The sequence below is a fragment of the Mesorhizobium sp. CNPSo 4670 genome (assembly GCF_057784235.1).
On the sequence record NZ_JBWJFQ010000008.1, the window covers coordinates 1 to 26,250 of the forward strand.

Below are 26,250 nucleotides of genomic sequence, written 5' to 3' on the forward strand. Positions count from 1 at the left end.
GCCGAGGCTCGCTACGACCGCTACAGCATTTTCGGCGACCTCATGTACGTAAAACTGTCGGGAGAAAGCGGCACACCAAGAGGCGTCGTCGCCAACAGTGTCGAGGTCTCGTCGCAGACATTTTCAGGGCTGGTCGGAGCGGGCTATTCGATCCTCCAGAGTGACGCCGGACGTCTCGATTTTGTCGGCGCCATGAGGGTCTGGTCCGTAGACACCGACCTCGACTTCCATGGCGGTATCCTGGACGGCGTATCCGGCAGCGACGGAGCGACCTGGGTGGACGGGCTGGTTGGCGTTCGAGCGAACTACTCGCTCACGCCTGAAGTCTATCTGACGGGCTGGGGTATGGTTGGTGCAGGCGGCGCCAATGTCGACTGGGATGTCGCCGCCGCACTGGGCTACCGGTTCAACGAGCGGTTTTCTGCCGTCGCCGGCTACCGCGCGCTCGGCGTCAACTACCGCAATGACGGCTTCGTCTTCGATGTCGTCCAGCAAGGACCGATCATGGGACTGGTCATGCGTTTTTAGACCCAGGATCTACATCCGACAAATAAGGGAGGAACTGATGACAACGAAATCTACCCCGCGCAACTGCATCGTCATGGCCTTGGCTTTGGCGACTTTCGTGCAACTTGATCCGGTCTCCCTGGTGACGCGAGGATCGATGTCGTCTGAAGCGATTGCCAAGGTTGGCCAGCCTCTTACGCCCGACAGCGCAGCGGGCGTCGCGCGACGCACGACCCGGCGAACCATCCGGAGAACAAGCGTGTACGTAGCCAGGCTGCCTGCCGGTTGCGTCAAGACTTCGGTCAATGGGACGGCAATCTGGCATTGCGGCGGGAAATATTATCAGCACTCGGGTTCGAAGTACGTAGTCGTCCACGTCAACTGATTGGGGCGCGGATGGCCGCCGGCCAGACCTGACCGACAGCAGTCGGCCTCGGGCGACACGATCGTCCGAGCAACGCGGGTCGTGCGCTCGGATACCGCCACCACCAATCGGCGGCCCAGCTATGGGCAAAGGCAGCAAATGAACGCGAAACGAAATCTATTTCTGTTCGTAATTGCAGCGGTCGAAACGGCGACAGGTCTCGCTCTTCTTTTGCTGCCTTCCGTTCCATTTGCTCTCCTGCTTGGATTGGAAAGCGCCACGGTTGACGCAATTTTTGTCGGCCGCATTGCGGGCGCTGCGCTGCTTGCCATAGGTGTCGCAAGCTGGATGGCGAGGAAAGACGAGTTGAATCCTTCACTATTCGGATTGCTTGTTGGTATCCTGATTTACAACACGGCCGTATCGATTCTCCTCGTCTACGCGGCTGCGGTCTTAAAGATGACCGGCGTCATGCTTTTGCCCAGGGTTGCATTTCACGCATTTGTTGCCGTCTGGGGCGGTCTGCTTCTGCGGGGCATTCCGAGCGAAACTCCGCTAGGAAACCGGTGACAACCAAGGAGCCGATCCTTGGAAAGTAGTTGGCTTGCGACACATCGCATCTGACCAGCACGGGCAAGCTGCTCAACGATGGCGCGGCGCTCTGCGAAGTTCCGCGCGCGGAAGGCGAAGCGCTGTCCCGACGCGCCGGTCCGCAAGCCGCGCTCGCCCGCCAACGACAGCGGCTGTGTAGCGATTACATGCTTACCCCACGTAACTTACATTCCAGCGCCAGCTCTTTGGGGCGTACTATCCATGAGGAATGCAGGAAGTGCTCATCGAGTATCACGCCCGAATGGCGTTGCACGGGTAATTGAAAGCATTCTCGTTGTCGGCTGCCGGAGAGCCTTCGCAACTAGAGGCAAACATGGGCGACGTCGTATCGATTTTTCCATTGGCGGTTCCGCTGGTTTTCGGCGCCGAAGGCAATGCGGCATTTGACAATGCCCGCGTGCGAGATGCTGCCGTAGCCGGAGCGGAGGAAAGCGTATGACGTTGCTCAGGGAGCCTCTGCTGCATTTTGCCGCCGTCGGCGCGATCCTGTTTGGCGGCTATTCCTGGCTGAACGACAGGCATGTCGAAGCAATAGCCGTCGAGCCGGTCCGGATCGGGGAAGGCGATGTGCGCTGGCTCAAGCAGACCTGGTCGAGCCAGTGGCTGCGCGAGCCGACCGCCGATGAGCTCAAGGGTCTTGTCGACGATCTGCTGAACGAGAAAGTGATGGCGCGCGAAGCGCAGGAGATGGGCCTCGAGAAGGACGACACCATCATCCGCCGCCGCCTGGCGCAAAAGCTCAAATTCCTTGTCGAGGATACGGCCCAGCTTGCCGTGCCGACCGAAGCAGAGCTGCGGCGGTTCTATGCCGCCAACCCTGCGCACTTCGAGACGCCCGGAAAACTGTCGTTCCGGCAGGTCTACTTCAACCCGGAGCATCGCAAGGATGCCGCGGCGGACGCGACCGCGGCGCTGGGTGCGCTGTCAGCGAATGCCGAGGGCGACTCGATCGAGGGCGACCGGCTGCTGTTCGGCGACAGCTTTGCCGATACTGACGAACAGGCGCTGTCGGGAATGTTCGGTGCCGATTTTGGGCGCGAGGTGTTTGCACTCGAACCGGGTGGCTGGCGCGGTCCGGTGAAATCCGGCTATGGCTTTCATCTGGTCCTCGTCACGCAGCGCACGGCGACCGCGCCGAAGCCCTTTGAGACCGTGAAAGATGCCGTGCTGGCTGAGTGGCGCTCCGCGAAGCAGACCGAACTGAGCAAAGAGTATCTGGTCGAGCTGCGCAACAAGTACGGCGTCGAGCTTGACGAGAGTACGAAAGCGACACTGGGGTCAGGGCCTGCAACGAACGTGGCCGCACGATGAGACGGCTGGCCAAGTGGCCTGATCTCGTGCGGGGAACCCGCTCCGCGTTGGAGTGCGTTCGACTGATCCTGCTGACGGCAGCCATTGCTGCGCTGTTCTGCGAAGCTGCCTACTCCCACGAGGTGCGCCCCGCCTATCTCAGCCTGAAGGAGGAGGCGCCGAACGAGTTCAGCGTTCTTTTCAAAACGCCAATGCAGGGCAATGCGCGACTGGCGCTGTCGGCACTCTTTTCCGGCAAGATCGAGACGGTGACGCCGATCATCTCGCACCCGACCGGCGATGCCATGGTGCAGACTTGGCGCATGCGCACGCTGGAACCGCTCGCAGGCCAGAACGTCGTGATCGACGGGTTGCAGAACACCATGACCGACGCGCTGGTCCACGTGGTGTTCGCGAACGGCAACAGTTGGACGGCGCGACTTACCCCAAGCGAGCCGTCAGCAGTCATTCCGGCGTCGCAGAGCGCCTGGGCGGTGTTCGTCACCTACGTCCGTCACGGCATCGGGCACATCGCCTTCGGCTTCGACCATCTGCTGTTCGTCACCGGGCTGATGCTGATCGTGCGCGACTGGCGCAAGCTGGTGAAAGCGATCACCGCCTTCACGGCTGCTCATTCAATCACCTTGAGCTGCGCCACCCTTGGATGGCTGACGCTGCCATCGCGGCCGGTGGAGGCGATGATCGCCATCAGCATCGTCATGGTCGCTGCCGACGTTGTGCGGATGGAGCGCGGGCAACTCAGCCTGGCTATTGTGAGACCGTGGATGGTGGCCTTCGTTTTCGGCCTGCTGCACGGTTTCGGCTTTGCCGGTGCACTGGTTGAGCTCGGCCTGCCGCAGGGCGACATACCGCTGGCGCTGCTGGCCTTCAATGTCGGCGTCGAGCTCGGGCAACTGGCCTTCATCGCCGTCTTGCTGACCGCAGTTTATTCGATGATGCGGTTCGTCATGATCCCGCGGCAGGCGATCGTCGCGTCGGCCTATGCCATCGGGATCATCGCGGCATTCTGGAGCGTCCAGCGGCTGGACGCGATGTTTTCATAGGAGGAAGAAAATTCATGAACGTCTATCATCTGAGAGACGCTCTTCTTCGGAGCGCCACGGTCGCGGGCTTGTTATTGGCGACTTGTCCGGCCTGGGCGCAGGAGGTCGTGAACACCGACGTAGGCGACATCGACCAGGCAAGCGTCGCCAAGGCCTTTCCGACGAAACGGCCTTATTCACCGTATGCGGGACGCAATTTCCCGACGCGGCCGCTCTTCGGCGACACGCATTTGCATACGGCGCTCTCGCTCGATGCCGCCGCGTTCGGTGCGCGCATTGGTCCGCGGGATGCCTACAAATTCGCCAAGGGCGAAGAGGTCAATTCGTCAAGCGGACAGCCAGCCAAACTGTCGCGTCCGTTGGATTTCCTGGTCGTTGCCGACCATTCCGACCAGATGGGGTTCTTCAGTGATCTGATCGCTGGAAAACCCGAAATCCTGGAGAGCGCGCAAGGGCGCGTCTGGTACGACATGCTTAAGTCAGGAAAGGGCGGCGCGGCTGCCGTAGACATCATTAAATCCTTCTCCCAGGGAACGTTCCCGAAGGAGCTCGTATACGCTCCGGGCACGCCGGCTTATCGGTCGGTTTGGGAGGGCATTATCGCCGCAGCCGAGGAGGCCAACGATCCGGGACGCTTCACCGCTTTCATCGGCTATGAGTGGACGTCTCTCGCCAAAGGCAACAATCTACACCGCAACGTCATCTTTCGCGACGGTGGCGCCAAGACCAGTCTGGTCGAGCCGTACACGACGCAACCGCCCGTCGGCAGCAACAACCCGCGCGACCTGTGGAAATGGTTGCAGAACTATGAGGACAAGACCGGCGGAGATGTGCTTGCCATCGCCCACAACGGCAATCTGAGCAACGGAACGATGTTCCCGATCATCGAATCCTTCACGGGCAAGGAGATCGACCGCGAATACGCCGAGCAGCGCGCCCATTGGGAGGTGCTTTACGAGACCACCCAGATGAAGGGTGATGGCGAGAGCCACCCCTACCTTTCTCCCAATGACGAATTCGCCAATTTCGAGAAATGGGACAAGGGCAATCTTGACCTCAGCGCGAAGAAGACGCCGGACATGCTGGAGTTCGAGTATACGCGCTCGGCGCTCAAGAACGGGTTGAAGCTGGAAGCCAAGCTCGGCGTCAATCCCTACAAGTTCGGCCTAGTCGGCAGCACCGACTCGCATACGGGGCTATCGACTGCCGACGACGACAATTTCTTCGGTAAAGTGTCGACCTCCGAGCCGAGCGCGGAGCGCTGGTCGCATCCCTTCATAGCGAACCCCAAGCTCGGACTCAAGATTATGGGCTGGGAGACGACCGCGTCGGGCTATGCCGCCGTCTGGGCGCAGGAGAACACACGCGCCTCGATCTTCGACGCCATGAAGCGCCGCGAGACCTATGCAACGACCGGGCCGCGGATGGTGGTTCGCTTCTTCGGCGGCTTCGATTTCGACGAGGCCGACGCCAATACCCGCAGCCCGGCTATCGCCGGCTACACCAAGGGCGTGCCGATGGGCGGCGATCTCACTCAGGCGCGAGCCGGCAAGGTGCCGACCTTCCTCGTTGCTGCGCTGAAGGATCCGATCGGTGCCAATCTCGACCGCTATCAGATCATCAAGGGTTGGCTCGACGCTGCCGGTGAGGTGCATGAACAGGTCTATGATGTCGCCTGGTCCGGTGACCGCAAGCCGGGCGCCGACGGCAAGCTGCCGCCGGTCGGCAATACTGTGGACGTGCCCAATGCCACCTGGACAAACACGATCGGAGTACCTGAGTTGATCACGGTGTGGAAGGATCCAAATTTCGACCCGGCTCAGCGTGCTTTCTACTACGGCCGCGTCCTCGAGATCCCGACGCCGCGGTGGACCGCATACGACGCGAAATATTTCGGCATCAAAATGACACCAGACGTGCCGATGACAACACAGGAGCGGGCCTACACGTCGCCGATCTGGTACACGCCGGCCGGCTAAACAGCCTCCACGCGACTGGAGGCCACAAGGGCTTGCCGCACCTTTCGATGCGGCGGGCGTGTCCCCAAACAGGAATGCGTGCGACCAAACGGTGCGTAAGGCGCCTGAAATGACCTCCGAGCAACGCTCCAGAATGAGCACGGCTGTGACGATCCACAAAAACGAACATTCATGCAAAGAACGGCAAACAAAGGGAAGGTAATACCATGCGAAATTTCATGACACTCATCACGGCAACGACAGTAGCACTTTCGTCTGCGACAGCAGCCTACGCACAAACACAAAATCCCCTCCCCAAGGCCAGCGATGTGCTTGTCCGATACGGGGAGGACGTCGAGGGCTGGACGGTCTATGCAAATCAAACCCGCGGAGATTGCTTGATCGTGCGCCAAGATGGACCAAGTGCGGTGCAAATGGGCGTTACCGCAAATCAAGAGGTCGGGTATCTTGGCGTATTCACGAAGGTGGATATCGGCCTTCAGAACGGGACCAAGTCGGACATCTTCGTCTCCATGGACGGCCATCTCTACAAGGGTGTGGCTACCAGCACGAGCGGCGAACTCAAGGGCGGATATTCTGGCGGCTACATCTTGACCGACGACCCGAAGTTTAAGCGCGACGTGGCGAAGAAATACAAAATGACAGTCTTTCCGGACACCAAAGGGGCCTTTGTCGTCGATCTGAAGGGGACTTTCAAGGCAATGGCAGTGGGCCGCAAGTGCCTCAAGCACTGACCGCCCGCCCGGCAATAGTCCCACCTATCTCTGGCACTTGCCGCAGCCGGCACCGCTTCAGGGATATGTGAATTCAAGGTTAGCGCGGTGACCCAGCGCCGACGGCGAGGCTAGGCTTTCATGTGGCGGTTCCCTGCAGTTCTATGTTCCTCGGAGAGTGGGAACGCTGAGGTCGTTCGCGACTGTCTTCAATGAAAGGCGTCCGACGTTGGGCGGCCGGAAGGGCACCGGCCCCAAAATCCCGAATGAAGCAGATACGCGAAAGTGTGTGTCGGCGCGGCGATCATGGTTTGACAGCTGAAATCGGTGCTGATGCACGAGGTGCTTGAGGCCTAGCAGCGATTCGATAACCAAGCGACTTCGTCCGGCAGTTGATCGAGAAGGCCAGCTCTGAACGGCTGTGGCTTTACAATCACTGGAATACAAATTCGGCATTGGGTTATTTCAACCTGATAGCATTTGAGGAAAAGCGAGGCGCCCAGAGGGTGGAAGAATCGCCGAATGTTTGATGCGAAAAAATTCGTCAGCTACGCCGGCCTCCTCTTCGGCCTGATTGCGCTGCAGGTTATGGCGGCGAGTGCACAAAGTGCTGATGCTCCGCCTGCCGAGCGTGTTCTGGCTTGTCCCTGGACGCCTCCGGACGTCGACGCAATCGACAAGCCGCAAGTGCAGATGGATGCAGAAGAAAACGAGGACACGTCGACCGACGATTCCAGCACGTCGGACCCCTCCGGACCAGGCGATACCGACAGCAGTTCAGGCCCCGGATTTTACATACCTGGCTACGGCTGCATTCTGTTTGATGGCTCCGTCAGTTCCGGCGTTGAGGCAACAGGTGTTACGGCAACAGGATCTCGGCTGACGTCACCGAAGAAATCGGGCAAGACCCAATGGCAGCTGACAGAGCTTGCGAACGTTACGCATTATTCTCAGACGGAATACGGCGATCTAATCACGCGTCTTGGTGTCGAGGGCGATCAAAACAAGGACCTATCGATTTCCTCGGCGTCGATTTCGCTCGGGAGGAGCATCATCGGTATTGAGACCTCTTTCTTTGATGATTGGCAGGCTGACGAGTTCTCGTTCCGAGCACTGGCTTCCAGCCAATCGCCATTTCTGGCCGCTTATGTTTCGAGGCCGACGCCAAATACGACACTGACTCTGTCGCTGTAGGATCCGACGTTCCGCCGCGTCGCTATTTCCGGCTATGAATCGCAACAGTTTCCTGACCTAGTTGGCCGCTTTCGCTACACGAGTGGAAACTGGCAATTCATCGCAAACGCAGCGTCGCATCAAACGACCTTCTTTGATGCAAGCCCCGCGCTTTGGGGAGCAGCTATTCAAGGTTATGCCAGATACGCTTTTGCCAATGATCATCAGAGTGACAAGTCTTACGTCATTTTCCAACTCGCCCGTGCGTGGGATGCGCCAGGCTATCTCGGGATCAATACGCGGACGAGCGCATTCAAGATCAGTCTGCCCGGCGCTCTGGGCGCCAAGAATGCCGAACGAGCCACCGGATGGAATGGCGCTGCTGTCTTCAGTTGGGCCTGGTCCAGCAAGTGGAGCTCGGCTGCGTTCGCGAGCTTCACAAGTTTGAAGTTACCCGATGTCTTCGGAACCGGCTCCGTACTGGCGACAAGAGGTGCGGCCAATTTGACCTACACGCCCTTTGAGAACCTGGATTTGACCCTCGAAGCGGGCCTGGCGAAGGTGACTTCGGCGAATTCCGGAATTCCATCCGGACGGCAGTGGTCGCTCGACGTCTCGATGTCCCGGACTTTCCCATAGACCAAACACAGCACCCCAAATTCGGCTTCTGGATGCTAATCATGCGCGAACCTGATCGCCGCAACCCGGCTTAAGCTGATGAGGCGGCTAGGGATACACAGCGGCAATCTGGTCGGCGTCAAGCCGACCAGAGGCGATACGTTGAAGTTGCATTTTCTACCGGGAAGGGCACGGTCGGTGGCAATACGACCAAAGGCGCCATGTCTGAGTCGGGGATAGTCCAGCATGACCAGCAATAACATCCGCTACGTCTTATTGATGGCCGTTGAGACGGCTGCGGCGATGTTCTTGTTTTTGACGATTTTCCCAATCTTCCGGCAAGTGGTCACCCAATTGGGACAACCGCAGGACGTCGGCCCCTATCAGCAGGTCGCGGTGGCTTGTGGTGCGCTCGTTCTGCAGGCCTGCTACTGGATCAGATTTCGCTGGGTTGCGATCCCCGCACCGTTCCGCAATGCCTTGGTCCGGCACCTGTTCCTGTTTGCCAGCCGGGTCAGCTTCTTCTTTGGTGGCGCTTTGTTTTCGATCCTCTTTTTTCGCCACGTTCCGGAACTCGATCAATCCCCCTCCTTCATTCAGGGAGCAGTCAGGCTGTTGGAAGTCCTGCTGGTTCTGTTCAGTCTGTTTTGCTATTCGCTCGAAATAGAACGCTTGGGCAGGGCACGAGAAGACCACTCCTCGGCATCCGGCCGCACCAGATAATTTTCAGGCTGCTCAAATTCAGTCTGCTACAACGGATTCCGATGGTCGGCGGCCTTGCCAGCCTGTCCAACGTGAGGAGCGGCTTCCGGCAATTGGCACGTCTGGAACAAATTTGGATCGACGACGTTTTTCTTAATTGATCACGACGTATCGCATACGCCAAATTGCCACCAGCGAGGACTCTATCATGAGGTTCTTGTCAGGCGTTGCGACCTCCCTGGTCGCGACTTTTGCATTAACCAGCACTGTTCCGGTTGATGCCGCACCGATTTTCGTGCCCAGGGCACAAGGCGCACAGTCCGATGTCATCCAGGTTCGGGATGGCTGGTACAGGGGCTATCCGGACCACCGCCACTACCACCGGCACAACGACTTCTGGGTCCCCGGCGGTGCATTTGTCGCCGGGGCGCTGCTCGGCAGCGTGTTCGCCAACAACAACAGCTACTACGGCGGGTACTACGGAAGCGGCTACTACAGCGATCCGTATTACGGCGAACCGTACTATGGCGATCCCTATTACCGCGACCGGTATTATGCCGATCCGTATTACCACGACCGGTACTATGTCGATCCGTATTATGGTGACCGCTATTACAGCAATGGGTATCACTCAAACAGGTTCTATCGCCGATGCTCGCCCAGGGAAGCCGATTCCGGCAATTGCTACTAGTTGCCACAGCATAAGGGTGACGAATGCGACCGGCATCGGTCAGGCCGCCTCGCCACGGCCGACGCTCGCTGTAGAGAGCCCGTAGGCGAACAGCAGGGCAGGAGCACCGCTAGCCCGAGGCTCAGGATCCCCGGCCTTCCACTCAGGCGCGGGTCATCGAATTATACTCGATTCACAGTAGGCTACTTTCCCTTAGTCTTGAAGCTCGCCGTGTAGTGCTGGATGGCTGCCTGCGCGTTTGGAAACAATCGCTCGGGCCCTAGTCGATCGGCGAAGCCAGAGGCCCGGATGTATTCGAGTACGCTGGGGTTCAGCCCCACCATCCAAGACGTCACGCCTTGCTCGGTCATGCGGCGTTCGCCCTCCATCATCATTTGCAGGGCGGAATACTCGATGTCGAAGACCCGGCTCATGTCGAGCGCTAGGACGAGTGGCTTGTGCTCGACGACCAGGGCCTGGATCTGATCCGCGACCCGTTGGGCATTGGCGAAGAAGAGCCGGCCTTCTGGACGGAGGATCAGCAGGCCCTCGAAGGTCTCATCGTCCGGGTGCTCAGGTGACAACGGAAGGGTTACGTCGGTCCCCCGCTTGCGGCCGATCACGTAGACATTTGGGTTGGCCGACTGACTGGCCAAGCCAACGAGCGACAGAACGATCGCCACGACAATGCCCTGTAGCGTGCCGAAGGCAAGCACGCCAAGGAAGGCCGCCAGCGCCCAACGAAATTCCATTCGCCGGACCCTGCGGATCGACATGAACTCGGCCGGCTGAATTAGTCCGATCGAGTAGACGATCACGATTGCCGCCAGCACGGCCTGGGGCAACAGGCTGAGCAGCGGGGCGACCAGCAGCATGGTGGCCACCGCGGCGGCGGCCGTGACGAGAGATGCCATCTGCGTGTGCCCTCCCACTGCGCGGACCACGGCGGTCTGTGAAGTACCGCCGCCTGCCGGCATGGCGCCGAACAAAGCACCTGCCAGGTTGGCGACACCAGTTGCAAGTAGCTCGCGGTCGGCCTTGGTAGGCGGGTCCGCGGGGGCGGCAAAGGCTCGGCCGGCTGCGATCGTTTCGGTGAAGCTCATCAATGCGATGCCGAGGGCGCCGGGCAAGAGTTGCTGGACGAGGCCGAGGCTGGGCAGGGTGATCGGCGGCAGCGACTGGGGAATGAACCCCACGATGGCGACGCCCAAGGAATCCAAACCGAAAAACCATGAGAGCCCAATCCCGGCGCTCACCACGACGAGGGGAGCCGGCGAACGGGGCCAGAGCCGCTCCATCGCCAACAGCACGAGTATTGCCGCGATGGCGATGGCCAGAGTGAGCACAGACGTGTCGGGAAAATGGTGCCCCACACTCAGAATGTCGCGCAGAAAGCCTTCCTTCGTAATATGCACGCCAAGCAGCTTCGGCACCTGATCGAGTACGATCACAAGGCCGATGCCGGCCTTGAAGCCGGTCAGAACGGGAGACGAAATAAAATTGGCTACGAACCCGAGGCGAAGCACTGAGGCCCCGATCAGCAGGGCTCCGGTCAGCACGGTAAGCGTCGCAGTCGCCATGATCAGCTTGCCCGGATCGCCGTCAGGAACCGCAAGCCCGAGCTGCGTCCCGGCGAGGATTGCAAGGGTGGTCGTCGAACTCACGCTGAGGACACGCGATGTGCCGAGCAACGCGTAGACGATCATCGGCACGAAGGCCGTGTAAAGCCCGACTCTCACCGGCAGGCCCGCAACCGTCGCGTGGGCCATCGCTATGGGCAGGATGACGGCTGCGGCCGTCAGGCCTGCGACCACGTCAAGGCGTTGGATTGCAACAGCCGAGGGTTTTCTCACGTCGTTTTGTCAGCGCTCATCAATCGAGCGACCTTGTTGATGATGCCAATTGTGGGTTCTCGACCTAGCGCGTAGCTCCTCGGTAGGGAAGGTAACTAACTGTATCCTACTCCAGGAGTTCGGTTCAGTCGTCAGTAGCGAGGCGAGCCTTCCCTGCTGTCCCGAGGATAAATTGGATCTCCTTCGAACGGTCTTGCAGTCAGAATATTGCCCCGCCCTCCACGTAACTTACGTTCCGCTCCCGGCTCCGGTCCGGTAGTCTTGGAGACAATACGAACCATCAACGGGATGGAACGCCCCCGGCTGGCAGAAAAAGCGGTCTTCACGGCGGTGCGCCGGTTCCGCAGTTTCTCTAACGATGATTGGTTTCACAGGCTGGTGCTTTGCCGCGGCAGATCGGGAGTCGCCTCGTTGCCGCAGCGTTTCAGTCCCGACGCAAGGGGGAGACAATGGACAGTCGATTTCGTCGACATCTGCTGAAAGTGTCGCTGGCGGCTCTGACGATGCTGGCGGTGCATGGCCGGTCCCTTGCGGCTGACCTCCTCATTGCAATGCCGAACTGGCCATCAGGCCAGGCCGCGGCCAACATAATCAAGTACGGATTGAAGGAAAAACTCAATCTGGACGCCGACGTGCGCGAGATGGGCTCCATGACCGCATTCGCCGGAATGGATACCGGGGAGGTCGACGTCTATCCGGAAGTCTGGCTTCCCAATCTCGATTCACTCGTCAAGAAATATGTCGACGGGCGCAAGACCGTGGACCTCAGTCCCAAGGGTGTGTCGGCTACGCAGGGCATCTGCGTGACGCGCGAGACGGCAGACAAATATGGCGTCAAGGACATTTCAGATCTGGCCGATCCGAAAAAAGCGGCCGTGTTCGATACCGACGGCGATGGCAAGGGCGAAATGTGGATTGGCGCGTTGGGCTGGTCGTCGACGAGCATCGAGAAGATCCGGGCCAAGAGCTACGGTTACGAAAAAACGATGACGCTCCTTCAAATGCCTGAAGACATGGCAATGGCTGCAGTCGACGCGGCCGCGGCAACGGGGCAACCGATTGCATTCTACTGCTACAGTCCGCACCATATGTTCAAGCTCCATGATATCGTCCAATTGACCGAGCCGAAATACGATCCGGCCAAGTGGCACATCGTGATGCCGAGCGACGACCCTGACTGGCTTACGAAATCTGAGGCGCCGGTGGCGTGGGACGCATCCCATTTCTACATCGGGTTTGCCTCATCGATGGCCAAGCGCCTGCCGAAAGTGGCGGCCTTCCTCTCTCATGTCGACTTCAGCTCAGACGAGGTCACCGAGATGAGCTACGCATTGCAGGTCGATCGGCAAGATCCCGCCAAGTACGCGCAGGCCTGGGTTGCAAAGCATCAAGACCGGCTTAGCGCCTGGTCGAAGTAGAGGCAGGGACGACCATGACCTTTTCGCTCGCAAACCGGTCCGTCACGTCGAAAAGCAATGATCGCGGAATGGCTGGCCGCTGCCTCGTTCTTGGCGCCGCGCTTGTCATGACCACGATCGGCGCGACATTGGCGTATGCCGCTCAGACACAGGTATTCGATCCCCAGACGCATAAGTGGGTCGATTACGACAAGAAGAAAGCGCGAAAATACTACGCCGCTCACAAGGAGGTGCCCGAAGCATTTCGCCCGCAGATGGTCAAATTCCGCACCGCGGAGGTTCCCGGTACGATCATCATCGATGGCAACAAGCATTTTCTCTATCTTGTGCAGCCCGGTCAGCAGGCCATGCGCTACGGCATCGGCGTCGGCCGGGAAGGCTTTGGATGGGCCGGTATCGTGCGCGTCGGCCGCATGGCGGAATGGCCGACCTGGACGCCTCCGGTCGAAATGGTCGCTCGTGATCCGAACGCGGTCAAATATGCGGCAGGCATGCCGGGAGGTCCCGACAATCCACTCGGCGCCAGGGCGCTCTATCTCTACGAGGGCGATCAGGACACGATCTACCGGATACACGGCACGCCGGAGCCCTGGACGATCGGGCTCGACGTGTCGTCAGGCTGCATCCGGATGAGGAACGACGACATCACTGACTTGGCGTCGCGCGTCAAGGTCGGAGCCAAGGTCATCGTTCTGATGCAGGGGGCGGCCCTTTACAAGGGCGTTTGAAGCGGCATTCGGAGAGGGACAAGCAATGTCGGAAAAACGTGCAGTGAGAAGATCGATCCTGATTGTAGCTCTTGGATTCATGGCGCAGAGCTTGAGCGCTTGCGTCAGCACGCCGCCGCCTGCTCCGGAGCAGATGTCGAGGACGCAGGTTGAGACGGCTCCGGCGGATCTGCAGCTTCTTTGCGCCAACGCGGTCGCCAAGTCGAGCGGCGTCAACAGCGCCAAGATACTTCCGATCTCCTCGAGCAAGATCGATTCCAAAACTTATCAGGTCGAGCTCGATGCTGGCGGCAAGAAGACAAGCTGCCTGGTGGATACTGAAGGCAACGTCAAATCTGTTGAACCCATCTGAGCCACTCGGGCGGGATCTCGGGCGATCGCTCCAGCGACGGGAATTGGCGACAATGTACGACAGGGCAACGAGGCATAAACAATGCTCCTGAACGCGCCTAACTCCGATCATGCGCGTCGGCGTTCGACCCTAATCGATGCTGCACTTAGACTCGGACTTTTGGCCTTGCTGGTCTACGCCTGCGGCCGGATCGTATTGCCCTTTGCCGGCATCCTGCTCTGGTCGGTGATCCTGGCGGTGATGCTTAATCCGCTGCACGTCCGCCTGGCCGCCCGGATAGGCAATCGATGGTCGGCGCTGCTGATCGGACTGGCCAGCGTTGCGGTGATGCTGGTGCCGATGGTCACAGTGGTTACGTCGCTTGGGTCTTCCATATTTTCGCTTGTCTCGAGCTGGCAGAACCACGGTCTGATCGTGCCGCCGCCGCCGCCATGGCTCGCCGATTTTCCGCTGGTCGGCCAGAAACTGACGGAGACCTGGGCTCTCGTAGCCACCAACATGCCGGCGGCGCTTGCCAAATATGGCCAGATGTTGAGCGGGCCTGCGGCATCACTGATGTCGTTCGCTGGCAGTCTGGCCGCCGGTGAACTATCGTTTGTTCTTTCGTTCGTGATTGCCACGGTGCTCATCGCCTACGGCAAGGGTGCCGCCGAATTCGCCAGGCGCCTGTTGGAGCGTGTCACCGGCAGCAAGGCGCGCGGCGCCCGCCTGGTTACGCTGACCGCCGCCACGATCCGCGGCGTGGCAGTAGGTGTTGTCGGCGTGGCGGTGATCCAGGCGCTGCTCGTCGGGGTCGGCCTCTTTGCCATAGGCCTTCCGGCAGCCGGACTTTTGACGCTCGCAACGCTTTTGCTGGCCATCGTGCAGGTGCCGGCGTTCCTGCTGACCCTGCCTGTCATGGCCTATGTCTTTGCGACGGAAGCAACCACGCCGGCGATCATCTTTGCGGTCTGGACCCTGTTCGCCGGGCTCAGCGACAATATCCTCAAGCCATTGATGCTCGGCCGCGGACTAGAAGCGCCGATGCCGGTAATTCTCCTTGGTGTCATCGGCGGCATGCTGGTCGACGGCCTGCTTGGTCTGTTCGTCGGCCCCGTGCTGCTGGCCGTCGGCTATGTGCTGCTCAATGAATGGCTGCGCCAGCCCCCGGTCGAAGGCGGGCCACAGATCGAGGGTCCGGCGGCGTGATCACGGTTCTTTTGGTCGGCTTGCTGGCGCAGGCGCGCTCCTCCAACCATCGACAGTCAATCGGGAGAATGGTAAATGAGAATGGTGCATAATGACGGCCCAGGCGGAGTTAAAGCCTTGAAGAGGGGGGCGGAATGACAGACGCGATACACCCTGCGGCGATTGAGCATTTGCCAGTCTTCGTCACTGCTCCTGGCCAGACTGATTGGCTGTTCAATGTGACCATCGTCATGATTTTGGCAATCATTCTCCTACTCGGCAACTTTTACTTTAAACTTCATGCACTTCCGGAACGGATGTCGCATGGGTCGAAGAAAGTGCAAATGGAGATTGTGGCTGTCCTTTGTCTGATCTCGCTTTTCACCCACAACCATCTTTTCTGGATCGCGGGTCTGTTGCTGGCGTTCATCGATCTGCCGGATTTCAGGACGCCGGTGTCTTCAATGGCACGCTCGCTCGAGAAACTGTCCGGACGCGATCCCGCTGCCGAGGACCGGGCAGAGGAGGAGGCGAGACTGCAGGCTGGACCTGAGCAAAAAATCGACGCCGCGGACGGGAGTATCGGTCATGCTTGAGCTAACTCTCTGTTCGTTGCTCACGATCCTTCCGGACTATCTTTTCCGCCGTTTTGTGCAAGGTAAACGCATCGGGCGCGAGATTACCCTCTATACGATGTGGTACGAGCTGCGCTGGGGCATCACGGCGTGCCTGCTGCTGACCATTTCGTTGATCACTCTCATTTTTTACTATCATCCTTCGACGAAAGACGCCTCGACGGTCTTCCGTACCGTTACCATCCTTCCCGAAACCACCGGCCGTGTTGCCGAGGTGTTTGTTGGCATAAATGCAAAGGTCAAAGCTGGCGACCCGCTCTTTCGCCTTGACAGTTCCGAGCAGGAAGCCGCGCGAGAGACGGCGCAGCGCCAGATTGCCGAAGCCGACGCCGAAGCCGCGGTAGCGCAAACGGAACTGGCGGCGGCCGATGGGCTCATACAGCAGGCTCAGGGCGCCTACCAGCAGGCTCTGGACGAACTGGAAACCAAGCAGCAGCTGATTGCAAAGAATGCAAACGTCGTTTCGGTTCGTGAGATCGAGCGGCTGCAAAACACCGTCGATGGTCGCAAAGGTGGTGTTGACGCCGCCATCGCAAGCAAGCGGACCCTCGAAACGAAAATAGCCTCGCTGCTGCCGGCCCAGAAAGCCAGTGCGGAGGCGGCACTCGCGCAGGCACAGGTCGAGCTGGACAAAACCCTGGTTCGCGCTGGCGTCGCCGGAAGCCTCCAGCAGTTCACCCTTCGACCCGGCGACATCGTAAACGCAATGGTGCGGCCCGCCGGCATCTTGGTCCCGGAGGAAGCCGGACGTGTCGCTCTGATTGCCGGCTTTGGCCAAATCGAGGCGCAGGTGATGAAAGTGGGGATGATTGCCGAGGCCACATGCGTCGGCAAGCCATTTACGATCCTTCCCATGGTCGTGACCCAGGTACAGGATGTCATTGCCGCTGGACAAATGCGGCCGACAGATCAGCTTGTCGATGTTCAACAGCTTGCCAAGGGTGGGACGCTCACCGTCTACCTCGAGCCGCTCTATCCGGGGGAGCTCGACGGCCTGCCGCCGGGAAGCAGCTGCATTGCCAACGCATACACCAACAACCATGATGCGCTCGCGGCGAAGGACATCAGCACGCTCAACTGGGTGTTCCTGCATGTGGTAGACACTGTAGCTCTCGTGCATGCCATGATCCTTCGAATTCAGGCACTCTTGCTGCCGGCCCAGACGCTCGTGTTGGGTGGGCACTGAAAGATGCTCGGCCAGCGCGTCGGTGGCGCGCTGCTCCGTTGCGAGCCTGGCGAAAATCGAGCGTCATGCCGCATGCCGTCGCTGCCGGTATTGGTTGCCCCGACTATCCGCTCCCCAGGTTCGTCATTGCTGGCCGAGGAAGCCGGCGTCGACATCGAGGGCTGACCGTAATTCCGCGTGTAGAATACAGTTAGTTACCTTCCGCTGGGGGTGACGTTGCCGCAACATGTTGCGACGGCAGTGTTGACTTGACGTCGCGGCGTGCTGTCGTTTGCCGAGCAGACAGGCTGGTCGGCTCGCCGAAGGTTCATCGACGGATCTGATTGGAGGAAATGATGGAACGGCGCCATTTCATTAAAGGCTTGGCCCTGCTTGGCCTGTGCCCTCTCTGCGCCAAGTCGGGTTTTGCAGCGGAGGGTGGACATTGGAGCTACGAAGGCGAAGCCGGACCCGCTCATTGGGGCGACTTGGGTCATGAGAATGCGGTTTGCTCGGCCGGCTCGCAGCAATCGCCGCTCGACATTGTCGGCGCGGTCAAGTCGAACCTCCCTGCCATTGTGATCAACTGGAAGAAGGGTGACAGCGAGATCGTCAACAATGGTCACACCATTCAAGTTAACTCGCCTGCGGGCAGCAAGCTCAAACGCGGCGACAAGATTTACGAACTGTTGCAGTTCCATTTCCACGCGCCGAGCGAGCATCTGGTCGATGGCAAGGCCTTTCCGATGGAGGTGCACTTCGTCCACAAGGCCGAGAGCGGCGCGCTGGGCGTGCTCGGCGTGTTTCTCAAGCCGGGCGCATCAAATGCAGGGTTCGCTGGGCTTGCCGCGGCTTTCCCGGCCAAGGAAGGCGAAAAAGCTGCAGCCAAGAATGTCGATCCGCGTCGACTGCTGCCGAAGAGGCTAAAGTACTGGACCTATGAAGGCTCGTTGACGACGCCGCCCTGCAGCGAGATCGTCGATTGGATGGTAGCTATGAAGCCGATCGAGGTGGCGGCTGCCGACATCGAAAGGTTCACCGCACTCTACCCGATGAACGCACGGCCGGCACTTGCTGCCAACCGCCGTTTCATCCTGGCTTCGTCTTAGCGGTATTCCACTCCACAGGCTCACGCCCGCAATTGGCTCTGCTGCGGCACGGAAATCCCGATGCAAGACCCTTTCATCGTGCAATATCCTTTGCTGGTTTTCGCGGTGGTCTTCGTAGGGCTTTGGCTCGCATCGGTCATGGGTTCGTGGCTTCGCCGACGCGCCCCGAGCGTCGACGATGAGCAGCACGAGGATCTAGGCATCCTCCTTGGGGCCAACCTGACACTGCTGGCATTGATGATCGGCTTCAGCGTCTCGATGGCCAGCGGTCGGTACGATCAGCGCAAGAACCTTGAAGAAGATGAAGCCAACGCGATCGGGACTGAGATGCTTCGTGCAGATCTTCTGCCACCAGCGGATGGTGCAAATGTCCGTCGCCTTCTTCGCGCTTACCTCGATCAGCGCATCCTGTTCTACTATCGTCAGGACAGCACTCGACAAACGCAGATCGATCAGTCGACTAGCCAATTGCAGACCGATCTTTGGGTTGCCGTTCGTGGACCAGTTGCGGTGGAGCCGAATCCAGTTGCGGCGCTGGTGCTCGCCGGCATGAACGACGTGATCAACTCACAGGGCTATTCCCAAGCGGCCCTCTGGAACCGGATTCCCCGCGCCGTGTGGTGGCTCATGGCGGCCATCGCACTTTGCTCCAACTTACTGTTCGGCTATCGGGCCCGGGATGGCAAATATACAAGAAGACTTGCGCTGGTCATGCCCTTTATCATCTCGACGGCCTTCGTTCTGATTTCCGACATCGACGCTCCCAGGCATGGCCTGATCCGAGTCAGCCCGCAGAATCTGGAAGCTTTGGCGAAATCGCTCGGGCGCTGAAAATTCCGAGCGCATAGTGCGCGAGCCTCACTTGGGCTCGCCCGCACGCAGCTACCGCGATGCAGTTGATAGAAAGGAAGACAACAAGCCGAGCAATACAACGATAGGCGGGTAGGTCCGATACTGAGGGCAGGGCCGCAACCGCGCGTAGGCCATCGCCTTGGGCAGGACGACGGCTGCGGCCGTCCAGGTCTGCGACCACGTCAAGGCTATTCCGAAGGGTTTCGCTGAACAAGCGGGCCATGATGTAAGTTTGGATTCGTAAGGTCGATCAGGCGTCCTTAAGAGCTTCTGCGACCGTTCGGCGGCTTACTAGCGGCTCGCTATTGGAGTAAGCGCATCGCCGAACGGTCAACAGCTTCCCGGGTCACTTATGCCGGCTCATCCTCCAAGGGCCATCGCGACGCCAACCAGAGCAATGGCAATTGTCACCATCAGGAAACCTGTGCGCCACGGCCTCCCCACCTGCCGGCCGAAGGTAAAGCCCGTGAGGAACAACATGCCGACGGCGACGGCATTGGAAAGCCTCATGGCGCGCGCGACATCATCGATGAGCAGGAACGGCGCGGCGACCGGGAATAGGCACAGAAAAACGAGCAGGAAGACGCCGATGGCGGCGAGATAGTCTTCCCGGCTGAACCTGGTCTCGAGGCTCTCGGGAGGCAGGCTGCCCAGGTGGAGACGGATGCGCTCGAGGTCAGAGCCTGTCAGGGCCGGCAGAACCACGGGCGGGAGATTGTCCGCAACGATCGCCCTGCCGGCCGCGGAGCTTTCAGCATTGCGGATCGCGTGGACGGTGGAGATGGCCAGCCGACGCTCGCCGCGCGCGCCCATCAGATACATGACGGCATCTACGATCGCCCACGCGAGATTGCAGCCCAGCGTACCGACCAGCACGGCCCGCACATCGGCCCGGCCGCCTTCGGTTGCGGCGAGGGAGAGGGTGAAAGTCAGGACCATGATGAGGCCGAACAGGATCTCGCTCGCGCGCGACACCGGGTCGAGCACGCCGCGGGACGTTCGGGTGTCAGACAAAAGCGGGCTCGCTATCCAGTTCATCGGGTCAGTTCCTTCAACTTCGCAAGACGAAGGTCGTTCGGTCGTTCAGGCCTAGGGTTACTTTATGTTGGTCAAAGGCTCTCATGCGATAGAGCGACCACAATTGATTTCCATCGAAGCGCCCGATGGGGCGGCCAGACAGCGTCACGATCGCATATTTACGATGAACTCGACGGGATCGTCAGGTCTGGCGGCCAATTCGTCGTGGAACGAAGCGGCGAGGTCGCGCCAACGGACCGGACCGTTCGCACCCTGCAACGCAAACACGACCCGCCGCCGTGACCGCTCGACGCGGACCTCTACGAAGCTTTGATAGAACGGCGCCTGATTGAAATCGAATATACCCGACAACGTCTCGGTTGACACGGGCCAGCCGCCGAAGCGCTTGATCCACGCCCAGATCGGCCGCTTCCATCTCGGCGTCTCGGCGTCGAGCTTGGCCCTGATCGCATCGGGACCCGGATAGAAGGCCCAGGTTTCGGTAGGCGGATCACTAGGCCAACCGAGCGCACCGCCAATGCTGAGATATGCACCCCCACCACCATTGACGAAGTGATAGACCGGTCGCGAACCGGTCGCGCCGTCCACGTAATCGACATAATACTCGAAGGCGTGCGTGTCTCCGGCCATAAGCACGTCCGCGCCGGCTTGTTCGAGCGTCGCATAGAGACCGGCGAACTCAGCATCGCCGATGCTCGTGTCAACGCCGGCTGCATATTTCGGATGTCCGAGGATGATCATCATAAACTTGCCGCGCGCGCGGCCGGTAGCGTCAGCGAGCCAAGCGCGTTCCCGATCATCGAGAGTGCGGCGAATGCCGGTATCGATCGCTATTAGCGCGAAATCGTGGGTCTGGATCTCGAAGAAAGGACCGTGCTGCAGGCCGATCTTTGTTCCGTAGAGATCGCGCAACCGTTGAGCCTGGGCGATGAGCAGATCGATCCGGTTTCTGTCGGTGCTGGTCAGGTTGAGATCGACTTTGGCACGCGCGGCGAGCGACGCGAACGCCGCTCGCGGATCGAGAAAGTTGGCACTGAACCCCTCAAGTGCATCGAACCAGTCGTGATTGCCGGGAATCGCGTAGATAGGCTTGGAAAACCCCTTGAAGGGCAAGTAGAAATTCTTCTCATAATCGGCCATGGCACCGGCCGGATAAATGACGTCCGACGCAATGACGAGAAATTTTACATCCTCTCGTTGCCCAAGAGCGAGATACCGATCGACCAGAGCATATTGCGATTGATCTCCCTCGCCAGGATCGCCGATGACGATAAAGCTGAAGTCGCCAGCCTCGATCCCCGGCGGCGCTACGCGGAAAAGGTGGTCGGCCCCACCGCCATTGACTGCATTGACCCCGTCGATCATGGCGGCCCGCCATTTGTCGACGCGAAGCTCGGTCACTTTCTGGTAGAAGGCGCTCGCCCAGCTTTCGGTGTTGAAATACCAAGTGAAGCCCCAGATCGTGTTGACGGTGACAAAGAGCACCGCGAGCGGCAGCCCAAGCCGGGTGACCACTGCTCCTGTAGAGACGAGCGATGCGCGCGCATCACGAAGCGAGCCCGAAAAGCAGAGGCGTGAATCGGTCCATTTTGAGATCAGACGACGCGGGAGGGGTCGCAGCTTTGCGTCTTCCCCAGAAAATCGGAGTTGCCAAGCCTTTCTCTCGAGCGGAATGGTCAGCCGTCGCCATATCAGTCGTAAAGGGAGCACCAGCAGCCCACCGAGCAATATGGCCATGACGAAGTCGCCTATCGTGGCCACGAAAGGAGAAATCAGCCCGAGCCAGGTGTCGCCCGATCGCATTCGCCCGACATGGGTGGCGAACAGGACGAAGACTGCGACTGCGAGCCAATAAGATTCGGTCTGCCGGACAGCGCCTTCAGTCCCGGCCCTCAATGCGTTCGCTGCGCTGAATAGTTCATGATCCCCGAGGCCGAGCTTCGCATAGGGGTGAAATCGGGTCAGATCGGGGGCACCGGTGTCTGCTTGGGGGGGAATGGGCGAAACGAGCATTCGCCAACCCACGCCCATTGCGAATCCAGCTATGGCGAAGCCAACGGCTACCTCGAGACCGACCCTCTGCCACAACCACCAGCCAGTGAGAGCGACTAGAAAGTTGGACGCACCGTTCACTGCGGACACGGTTCGCGAGGCGGTGGCTCCGATTAGCGCCTGACCAATCTTGATCACGCCATCGAGCGCGAGAAATACGAGCAGCAGCGCAATGACGCCCGTGGGAATCAAAGATGGGCTAAGATATAGGAGCAAGGCTCCGCCTATCGCGAGAGCCCCCGTCGCATAGGACGCCGGTCGCGGGCGAAGCTCCGGGCTCGAGATCGTCGTCCAGAGATCGACCGTAGCCACGACCAGCATGGGCAGGCTAAGGAACTGCAGCGACCAGGTCCCGACGGCGAACGGCGCCGCGAACGCCAGGACGCCGACGACGATGAGGCCGACGCCTAGGGTCATCCGGGACAAGCGGCCGGACCACCCCAATAGGCGTTCTGTTGCCGCGCTTTCCCTCGGCATTGGATCGATGCTCCTGGGCTACTGTTCGGTAACTCGGTCGAACTGCTTTACCGCCGAGCGGGTCGCCCGACAGCGACGACAAAGCCAGCTTTAGCGAGCACGGCCTACGTCAAAGAAGACGAGCCATCTCCGAGTAAAGGCCATCTCGCACAAGAGGTTTACGCCAGCGGCTACGCTCCAGGGCCTCGAAATGTCGATCTGGTCTTTTCGCACCGAGCTCGCCCATCTTGCGACGGATAACCTGACGAAACAAGACGAACCGGTAGCGCGCGCATCCTGGATCAGGGTGCCGAAGCTTCCGGGTATACGAGACGGACCAGTATGTCCCCGTAGCCCCAGATCACGGTACCGACGATACCGGTCATATAGGCGAAGTACTGAACGGATTGGTATAGCTTGGGTGGACTGGCCATGAGTTCCACCCGTCTGGCCAGCGTTATGCCTTGTTCGACCGCAGTTGTGAGTGCACGAGCGTAGTTGTCGACCAGCCAGAAGGTAGCGATCGCACCGATCAAGCACATCACCGAGCCCGACCGCGCAAACCAGGTACCCGAGTTGGTCGAAGTAAAGAACGAGAATACCGCCCAGAGCCACGCGGCAACGAGGAGGAGACCAACTTTATTGGCATCTCGCTGAAAGTCCGCGTAAAGCGATTCCTTTGTAACTGTCACTTTTTCGTTCGCCATTTTCATTCTTTCCCGCGCCAGAGAAAATTCAGCATCAGAAGGACTAGCAACTCAACAAACCGTCAGACCCTACACAGACGGCTCCTCTCCCACGAAGACAGTTTCGATCCGGCCTATGGCGCGCACAATCCAGGTCGACAAGACGAAGGTGGCTGTCAGCGTGGGAACTCCCAGCGGCCCCCCTACCAAGGTGGGGAAATACTCCGTCAACGGGATCGATATCGCGGCGGCCAGAATCGGAAGCAAAAGTGACTTCCTCCACAGGTATACTGCCATTGCTGCAAGCGAGGCATTGTAGCCGTAGATGCCGATGGAGATCGCCGTGTTCGGGTCGTTGTGATAAGCGGCTAGAAGCGTCCCCACGAACGATCCCAGCAGCGCGATCACGGCATGCCGCCAGTCGGATATAGCAATCCCCACTAGCATCAATATTCCGGCCATGATGTTTGCACTAAAGAATACCTGCGCCACACCTTTCAACAACAAGCCTTGGAAGAGAGCAGGTGGCGTCTCCACCCCGCCCCCCAGTATCGCATCGATCGCGGGTCCGGCGATGGCATGCGCAATGATGATTAGCACCCAGGTCGTGACAATGAATGGGGCTGTGTAGGTCGGAAATTTCAGATATCTGCGCATCAGGTAGGTGACGAATGTCGCCCCCACGCAGCCGACGAGCACAAGCACCCATGTCAGGGGCTCTTCAGGCTTCAAGTAGAAGGCCGTTCCGGTGCCCACCAGCACCGGGTTGAATCCGTGAATTCCCGCCTCTATTTCCTTTCGGTCGAATCTGGCCAAGGTTGCGACCACCGGACCGATGATCGCCCCGATGAAAGCACCTACCCCCATCCACGGCGATGTTATCGCAATGCCGATCAGAAACAGAAGCCCGGTAACCGCATGTTCCTGGAACATCACCTGGCCGATGCCGCGCAACGCGATCAGAACGAAAGTGGGCGCATCCCACCAAATTCGCGCAGCGTTCACGTTAGTGTTGGTTGTCATGTGAACATCCTTCCTCGCCGCACAGTCATGAAGATTCCATTGCCGTCGTCGACGCGCGTGGCGGCTTCAATCTGCTTGCGGGCGGACGCAGGGCTCATGCAGCAAGGCCGCCTCGTTGTTCGATGAAGCGGACGATCTCATCCGCATCATTTCCATCGCGCAGATTGGTGAATACAAAGGGGCGGGCCCCGCGCATCTTCTTGGCATCGCGGTCCATCACCTCAAGCGAGGCCCCGACGTAAGGCGCCAGGTCAACTTTGTTGATGACCAGCAAATCCGAGCGTGTAATGCCGGGTCCGCCTTTGGACGGGATCTTGTCGCCGCCGGAGACGTCGATCACGTAGATAGTCAGATCGGCCAGCTCGGGGGAGAATGTCGCCGCCAGATTGTCGCCGCCGGATTCAATCAGCACCAGGTCGAGGTCGGGAAACTTCGCTCGCATCTCGGCGATGGCGGCGAGGTTCATCGAGGCATCTTCGCGAATGGCTGTGTGCGGGCATCCGCCGGTTTCCACACCGGCGATCCGATCTGGGCTGAGCGCCCCGGAGCGCACCAAATATTCGGCATCCCATTTGGTGTAGATGTCGTTGGTGATGGCGGCGATTTCGTATCGCTCGCGCAATTTCTTGCACAGCTGGTCCATCAGAGTGGTCTTGCCGGAGCCAACCGGTCCGCCCACACCGACGCGCAAGGGTCCATGGTGGTTATTCATTATTGTTTGCGTCCTCTCCAACACACCAAATTTTCGTTACTCCGAGAACGCGTTCCCGCGGCCTCATACTCGGCTCACGACCGAAACAGTCGAGTGTATTGCGTCTCGTGCCGAGCGCTGGCGAGGTCGGCGCGGAAGGCCGACGAGCCAACGTCCTCAATCGTCGCGGCAAGCGCGCGCTTCGCGGTCGCAGCCACGACCGCCTCCAGCGCCACCAGCACCCGTTGACCGTCGCTTTGGCCGAGCGGGATCAACCGCACCCCAGCCGACACCCAATTGGCGGCGAGTGCTTGCAAGTAAGCCGCCGACGCCGGCTCGAGGGCAACGGAGTGGCCGGCGGACGCGACTGCCACAGCTATCGGATAGGCCACCGGTCCGTCCCAGACTTTTTTGAGCCGCTCGATCGCATCGCAGCCCCAGGCCGCGCGCGTTGCCACAACGAAGGCATTGCCTTGCGCAGTACTTTCGAGATGCCGCTCCTTCGAAGGCGCGAAGGCAGCGGCGAGCTCGGCCACCGAGCGCAATGCGGCGTCGTCTTCCGCCACCACCGCGCGATGGGCATATGCGAAGAACACAGCGTCACAAAATCCGCTGCCCTGTCCGATCATCACTGCGAGCCATCCCCGCAACGTCTCGGCGTTTTTGATATCACCGACCTCGACCGCCCATTCGATGCCGCTTGAATACGAAAACGCGCCGACCGGATAGGCCGGCGACAACCACGCCATCAGGCGATAGAGGGCTGCGGCGTCAAGGCGCTCGCTATGAACAAAGTGCCGGTCAGGTGTGATGTTCATGGCCGTCATGCTCGCCATGATAGGCGCCACCCTCAGGATCGAACGGCGCATCGAGCCGCGTGAACGTGGCGCCGAGCCCACGCAGCATGTCTTCCAGCACATGGTCACACCGGATACGTAGACGGTCGCCGACTACCTGCACATCGGTGTGGCGATTGCCGATGTGCCAGGCGACGCGCGCCAGTTCCGACACCGAGACTGCCGCGATTTCGATCAGGGGCTCGGGCTTGCCATTAACGCGCACGATAGAGCCGTCGTCCAAGACGAGCCCGTCACCGTCACGCAGCGAGATGGCGTGGGGCAGGTCTAGCAGGAACTCAGTGCCATGCTCGCCGTGCATCACAATCCGTCGCCGATGACGCTCGGTAGCATCGAGCACGACGTGGTCAATGGCTGTTGCATCACTCCAGTCTGTGGCCGGCACAATGGACCGCGCGCGTTTCATGACGATACCGTCGCATTCCGCACAGGCAGTGTACCCCATCGGATTTCTTGTTCGGGTGCAATCATGTAGC

26 protein-coding genes are annotated in these 26,250 nt (G+C 59.8%); 18 read left to right on the forward strand and 8 right to left on the reverse strand.

The window, feature by feature from the left end:
- From AC0ZT5_RS15130 to AC0ZT5_RS15175, 10 genes are all read left to right on the forward strand, one after another.
- The coding region (locus tag AC0ZT5_RS15130; protein ID WP_488495282.1) for a hypothetical protein at window positions 1-528 on the forward strand (528 nt) is incomplete at its 5' end.
- Window positions 529-565: 37 nt separating this feature from the next.
- Window positions 566-892 (forward strand): hypothetical protein, encoded by a 327-nt coding sequence (locus AC0ZT5_RS15135; RefSeq protein WP_488497079.1) that lies wholly within the window; start codon window positions 566-568, stop codon window positions 890-892.
- Between the two features lie 138 nt (window positions 893-1,030).
- Window positions 1,031-1,441 (forward strand): hypothetical protein, encoded by a 411-nt coding sequence (locus tag AC0ZT5_RS15140; RefSeq protein ID WP_488497080.1) that lies wholly within the window; start codon window positions 1,031-1,033, stop codon window positions 1,439-1,441.
- Between the two features lie 477 nt (window positions 1,442-1,918).
- Window positions 1,919-2,794, forward strand: a complete 876-nt coding sequence (locus tag AC0ZT5_RS15145; protein ID WP_488497081.1) for a peptidyl-prolyl cis-trans isomerase — start codon at window positions 1,919-1,921, stop codon at window positions 2,792-2,794.
- Window positions 2,791-3,837: a HupE/UreJ family protein gene (locus AC0ZT5_RS15150; protein ID WP_488497082.1), complete on the forward strand. Its 1,047-nt coding sequence runs from the start codon at window positions 2,791-2,793 to the stop codon at window positions 3,835-3,837. The genes AC0ZT5_RS15145 and AC0ZT5_RS15150 overlap by 4 nt, the downstream gene beginning before the upstream one ends.
- 14 nt (window positions 3,838-3,851) lie before the next feature.
- Window positions 3,852-5,816 (forward strand): DUF3604 domain-containing protein, encoded by a 1,965-nt coding sequence (locus AC0ZT5_RS15155; RefSeq protein ID WP_488497083.1) that lies wholly within the window; start codon window positions 3,852-3,854, stop codon window positions 5,814-5,816.
- 206 nt (window positions 5,817-6,022) lie between these two features.
- Window positions 6,023-6,550, forward strand: coding sequence for a hypothetical protein (locus AC0ZT5_RS15160; protein ID WP_488497084.1), 528 nt, complete (start codon window positions 6,023-6,025; stop codon window positions 6,548-6,550).
- A gap of 501 nt (window positions 6,551-7,051) precedes the next feature.
- Entirely contained in the window at window positions 7,052-7,723 is a 672-nt protein-coding gene (locus AC0ZT5_RS15165) for a hypothetical protein (protein WP_488497085.1), read from the forward strand.
- A gap of 843 nt (window positions 7,724-8,566) precedes the next feature.
- A complete protein-coding gene (locus AC0ZT5_RS15170) occupies window positions 8,567-9,043 on the forward strand; it encodes a hypothetical protein (protein ID WP_488497086.1) in 477 nt (158 codons plus the stop codon).
- Window positions 9,044-9,230: 187 nt separating this feature from the next.
- On the forward strand, window positions 9,231-9,713 hold the full coding sequence (locus AC0ZT5_RS15175; protein ID WP_488497087.1) for a BA14K family protein: 483 nt from the start codon (window positions 9,231-9,233) through the stop codon (window positions 9,711-9,713).
- Window positions 9,714-9,895: 182 nt separating this feature from the next.
- Here AC0ZT5_RS15175 and AC0ZT5_RS15180 read toward each other — a convergent pair whose 3' ends face one another.
- Window positions 9,896-11,545, reverse strand: a complete 1,650-nt coding sequence (locus AC0ZT5_RS15180; protein ID WP_488497088.1) for a SulP family inorganic anion transporter — start codon at window positions 11,543-11,545, stop codon at window positions 9,896-9,898.
- Between the two features lie 449 nt (window positions 11,546-11,994).
- Here AC0ZT5_RS15180 and AC0ZT5_RS15185 point away from each other — a divergent pair, with 449 nt between their 5' ends.
- The 8 genes from AC0ZT5_RS15185 (at window position 11,995) to AC0ZT5_RS15220 (ending at window position 18,950) form a co-directional block, all read left to right on the forward strand.
- Window positions 11,995-12,963 (forward strand): ABC transporter substrate-binding protein, encoded by a 969-nt coding sequence (locus tag AC0ZT5_RS15185; RefSeq protein ID WP_488497256.1) that lies wholly within the window; start codon window positions 11,995-11,997, stop codon window positions 12,961-12,963.
- Between the two features lie 68 nt (window positions 12,964-13,031).
- Window positions 13,032-13,691, forward strand: a complete 660-nt coding sequence (locus tag AC0ZT5_RS15190; RefSeq protein WP_488497089.1) for a L,D-transpeptidase — start codon at window positions 13,032-13,034, stop codon at window positions 13,689-13,691.
- A 25-nt stretch (window positions 13,692-13,716) separates the two neighbouring features.
- The gene (locus AC0ZT5_RS15195) at window positions 13,717-14,043 is read left to right on the forward strand and encodes a hypothetical protein (RefSeq protein ID WP_488497090.1); all 327 of its coding nucleotides are present in this window, start codon (window positions 13,717-13,719) and stop codon (window positions 14,041-14,043) included.
- 165 nt (window positions 14,044-14,208) lie between these two features.
- A complete protein-coding gene (locus AC0ZT5_RS15200; RefSeq protein ID WP_488497091.1) occupies window positions 14,209-15,231 on the forward strand; it encodes an AI-2E family transporter in 1,023 nt (340 codons plus the stop codon).
- 134 nt (window positions 15,232-15,365) lie between these two features.
- On the forward strand, window positions 15,366-15,806 hold the full coding sequence (locus AC0ZT5_RS15205) for a hypothetical protein (protein WP_488497092.1): 441 nt from the start codon (window positions 15,366-15,368) through the stop codon (window positions 15,804-15,806).
- Complete coding sequence (locus AC0ZT5_RS15210; protein ID WP_488497093.1) at window positions 15,799-17,031, forward strand: HlyD family secretion protein; 1,233 nt, start codon at window positions 15,799-15,801, stop codon at window positions 17,029-17,031. The genes AC0ZT5_RS15205 and AC0ZT5_RS15210 overlap by 8 nt, the downstream gene beginning before the upstream one ends.
- Window positions 17,032-17,366: 335 nt before the next feature.
- Window positions 17,367-18,119 carry a carbonic anhydrase gene (locus AC0ZT5_RS15215; RefSeq protein WP_488497094.1) on the forward strand — a complete coding sequence of 251 codons (753 nt, stop codon included), beginning with the start codon at window positions 17,367-17,369 and terminating at the stop codon, window positions 18,117-18,119.
- Window positions 18,120-18,179: 60 nt separating this feature from the next.
- Window positions 18,180-18,950, forward strand: a complete 771-nt coding sequence (locus tag AC0ZT5_RS15220; RefSeq protein ID WP_488497095.1) for a bestrophin-like domain — start codon at window positions 18,180-18,182, stop codon at window positions 18,948-18,950.
- Between the two features lie 381 nt (window positions 18,951-19,331).
- Here the strand turns inward: AC0ZT5_RS15220 and AC0ZT5_RS15225 are convergent, their stop codons facing one another.
- From AC0ZT5_RS15225 to AC0ZT5_RS15255, 7 genes are all read right to left on the reverse strand, one after another.
- The gene (locus tag AC0ZT5_RS15225; RefSeq protein WP_488497096.1) at window positions 19,332-20,009 is read right to left on the reverse strand and encodes a VIT family protein; all 678 of its coding nucleotides are present in this window, start codon (window positions 20,007-20,009) and stop codon (window positions 19,332-19,334) included.
- Between the two features lie 144 nt (window positions 20,010-20,153).
- Entirely contained in the window at window positions 20,154-22,478 is a 2,325-nt protein-coding gene (locus tag AC0ZT5_RS15230; RefSeq protein WP_488497257.1) for a metallophosphoesterase, read from the reverse strand.
- Between the two features lie 341 nt (window positions 22,479-22,819).
- Window positions 22,820-23,224, reverse strand: coding sequence for a hypothetical protein (locus AC0ZT5_RS15235; RefSeq protein ID WP_488497097.1), 405 nt, complete (start codon window positions 23,222-23,224; stop codon window positions 22,820-22,822).
- 69 nt (window positions 23,225-23,293) lie between these two features.
- Window positions 23,294-24,226, reverse strand: coding sequence for an urea transporter (locus tag AC0ZT5_RS15240; protein ID WP_488497098.1), 933 nt, complete (start codon window positions 24,224-24,226; stop codon window positions 23,294-23,296).
- Window positions 24,227-24,320: 94 nt separating this feature from the next.
- Window positions 24,321-24,938 (reverse strand): urease accessory protein UreG, encoded by a 618-nt coding sequence (ureG, locus tag AC0ZT5_RS15245; RefSeq protein ID WP_488497258.1) that lies wholly within the window; start codon window positions 24,936-24,938, stop codon window positions 24,321-24,323.
- A gap of 74 nt (window positions 24,939-25,012) precedes the next feature.
- On the reverse strand, window positions 25,013-25,744 hold the full coding sequence (locus tag AC0ZT5_RS15250) for an urease accessory protein UreF (protein ID WP_488497099.1): 732 nt from the start codon (window positions 25,742-25,744) through the stop codon (window positions 25,013-25,015).
- Window positions 25,719-26,180, reverse strand: coding sequence for an urease accessory protein UreE (locus AC0ZT5_RS15255; RefSeq protein WP_488497100.1), 462 nt, complete (start codon window positions 26,178-26,180; stop codon window positions 25,719-25,721). The genes AC0ZT5_RS15250 and AC0ZT5_RS15255 overlap by 26 nt, the downstream gene beginning before the upstream one ends.
- Between the last annotated feature and the right edge of the window lie 70 nt (window positions 26,181-26,250).